The 2,784-nt window shown below is 70.6% G+C and carries 3 protein-coding genes; 2 read left to right on the top strand and 1 reads right to left on the bottom strand.

Annotation, left to right across the window (positions count from 1 at the left end; all coding sequences use genetic code 11):
* Nucleotides 1-801: 801 nt before the first annotated feature.
* The gene (locus JWQ92_RS16065; protein WP_297345471.1) at nt 802-1,773 is read left to right on the top strand and encodes a plastocyanin/azurin family copper-binding protein; all 972 of its coding nucleotides are present in this window, start codon (nt 802-804) and stop codon (nt 1,771-1,773) included.
* Between the two features lie 86 nt (nt 1,774-1,859).
* Here JWQ92_RS16065 and JWQ92_RS16070 read toward each other — a convergent pair whose 3' ends face one another.
* On the bottom strand, nt 1,860-2,054 hold the full coding sequence (locus JWQ92_RS16070; RefSeq protein WP_297345472.1) for a hypothetical protein: 195 nt from the start codon (nt 2,052-2,054) through the stop codon (nt 1,860-1,862).
* 131 nt (nt 2,055-2,185) lie between these two features.
* On the opposite strand from JWQ92_RS16070, the gene JWQ92_RS16075 reads away from it, so the two are divergent.
* A partial coding sequence (locus JWQ92_RS16075; protein ID WP_297345473.1) for a CynX/NimT family MFS transporter occupies nt 2,186-2,784 on the top strand: 599 nt, incomplete at its 3' end.

The raw sequence follows: 2,784 nt of genomic DNA on the forward strand, positions 1-2,784 counted from the left end.
GCGGTCTCCCGGGTCTCGGCATCGGCGCCGAGCAGGTCGGCGAGCCGCATCGCGATGATGCAGGAGCGGAGCATGTGCTCGAGCGGGAGGCCGAGCCCGAGGTCGATCGCGAGCGACAGCGCGGCGATCAGCTCCGCGCGCTGCGGCCGTGCACCCGCCCGGCGGGGCTGCTCCATGGAGCGACCGTAGCGCCGCGGTCGGCCGGCAGCGCGGGCTGGGGCGGGTGAGCGCGGCCCGCCCGGGTCAGCCCTCCGCGGATCCGTCCGTGAGCGGCCCGCCGATCGTCTCCCAGAAGATCGCCATCGTCGCCGCGCCGTCGAGGAGCGTGGCGAGGTGCACGCTCTCGTCGCTGTCGTGCCAGTCGTCCTCGATGTAGCCGGCTCGGCCGGGAAGCTCGGGTGCATCGTCCGCGAGCGAGGTGCCCGTCTCCCGGATTCACGCGGAGATCGTGGCCGGTCGCGGCTCTTGACAGGCTCATCGACGCGGGGCCATGGTGAAGGCGATCCGCCAGCGGGCGAACAGCCCGACCCGACCGGCCCACGTCTGGGCCGGCCTCCTCGGACTGCGGGTTCCTGTTCGTGACGGTGCCACTCGTGGATTGCGAGGGTCCTGGATGAACGAATGCTCTCGACGCGCCGGCCGAATGCGGCCGGAGGCGACGGCGTCGGGAACAAGCGGATAGCGCCTCACAGATCTCCCCATCGCGGGCGCGCGGCGGCGCGACATGCCGCCATCCCACCTGCCGGGATCCGACCCGGTCATCCGTGCTGCACGGAATCCCACTTCGAAAGGTATGAGTCAATGACGTCTCGACCGAGCACCAGACAGCGGCGGAATCCGCTGCAGATCCTGGTCGCCTTCCTCGCCGCCCTCCTGCTGCCGCTCGCCCTGACCGGCGCGGCACTGGCCTCCGCCCACCACGAGAGCCACCCCCGAACCTGGACCGTCCAAGTCGGCAACGAGTCGCACGACCAGGCCATCCAGGGCATGTCGTTCCTGCCGGCGAACATCTACATCAACGCCCACGACACGATCCGCTGGCGTGCGAACTCCGCGGAGATCCACACGGTCTCGTTCCTGGCCAAGGGCCAGACCCTGGCGTCCACCCAGCCGTTCGACCCGACCAACCCCGCCGAGCTGCTGAAGCAGGGCGGCAACTGGTACGACGGGAAGTCCTACTACAACTCCGGCGTGCTGACGAACGTGTCGAACTCCGGATTCCCCGCGGTCAGGTCCTACAGCCTGAGCTTCGCGAAGACCGGGAACTTCACCTACTGGTGCCTCGTGCACGGGATGGCGATGAAGGGCACCGTGCACGTGCGGGCGGCAGGCACGGACTATCCGTACTCGCAGTCGCAGTACAACCGGGCGAGCCAGAAGCAGGCCGGCAAGATCCTGCGCGACGGCTACCACCTGTGGCACGAGACCGCTGAGGACGCGACGAACCATCGCGTGTTCCAGGGCAACGACGACGGGGTCGCCATGGTGATGCGGTTCATCCGTTCCACCGTGCACGTGCACGTCGGCCAGACCGTCACGTTCAAGAACACCGGCATGGGCGCGCCGCACACGGTGACGTTCGGCACCGAACCGAGCAACCTGTTCCCGCCCCTCGGCGACCCGACGAACTACAGCGGCGGGCAGCTGAACTCCGGGATCCAGCCTCCGGGGGCGAGCTTCGCCGTCACCTTCACGAAGGCGGGCACGTACTCGTACATCTGCGGGCTGCACGACTTCATGGGCATGGTCGGGAAGGTGGTGGTCTCGGGCTGACCTCCTGAGACATCAGCACGCGAGGTGCTCCGGCCGGATCCGGTCGGAGCACCTCGCTGCTGTCCTGGCCCGGTGGGCCTGGGCGTTCAGTCGGGCGCTTCGCCGTTCAGGTCATCGGCGGTGAACAGACCGGTGGCGTCCACGGGGTCGTTCGGAAGCGGAAGGCTGTCGCTCACGTCGTCACGGTGGGTGCCCTCGCCCGTGGCAGCGGCGCCGGCATCCTGATCGGGCCGGTCGGGGGAGATCGGGTCGGTGGCGCTCATGCGTGCGGGCGTCGTCATGGGGGAAGCATCGAGCATTCGAATGGGGGACTTCTGCGGATCCGCCCCCGGAACACCGCGCACGGCATCCGCCGCGCTCGCGGCCCGGGAGGGCCGGGCCCGATCGTCGGCGGCGTGGAAGGCTTGCCGCGATGGGTGCGCGAGACGGAGGACGGGGCGCCCGCCTGGGGATGGGCCTGCTGCTGCCGGGCATCGTGCTGCTCGGCTTCCAGCTGCGCAGTCCGCTCGTCGCGCTCGCGCCGATCGCGTCGGCCGCCGAGAGCGGCTGGCACGTCTCCTCGACCGGGTTCGGACTGCTGACGACCGTGCCGCTGCTCTGCTTCGGGCTGGCGACACCGCTCGCCGCGATCCTGCAGCGCCGGATCGGGCTCGAGGCCGCGATCCTCGTCTCCATCGGCGGCATCGTCGCGGCCACCGTGCTGCGCTCGATCGACGGGTTCGCGGTCGCGCTGGTCGCCGTGGTGCTGCTCGGGCTCTCGATCACGGTCGGCAACGTGCTCGTGCCCGCGATGATCCGGCGGGATGTCCCCCGCCGCGGGCGCCCGGCCGCGACCGGCCTCTACAGCGTGTCGATCAACGTCGGGACGTGGCTGACCTCGATCTGCACCGTGCCGGTCGCAGCGATCTTCGGCTGGCGTGCGGCGGCGGCCGCCTGGAGCGTCGCCGGTGTCGCGGCCGCCGTCGTCTGGATCGTGCTGCTGCGGCGCGTGCGGTCCGTGCCGCCGACCAC

The sequence above is a fragment of the Amnibacterium sp. genome, assembly GCF_025463795.1.
In the GTDB taxonomy this organism is placed as follows: Bacteria; Actinomycetota; Actinomycetes; order Actinomycetales; family Microbacteriaceae; genus Amnibacterium.

What these genes read in the sequence shown, in the direction of transcription:
- JWQ92_RS16065 (WP_297345471.1), top strand. Translation starts at nt 802, where the DNA reads ATGACGTCTCGACCGAGCACCAGACAGCGGCGGAATCCGCTGCAGATC.
- JWQ92_RS16070 (WP_297345472.1), bottom strand. Translation starts at nt 2,054, where the DNA reads ATGACGACGCCCGCACGCATGAGCGCCACCGACCCGATCTCCCCCGAC.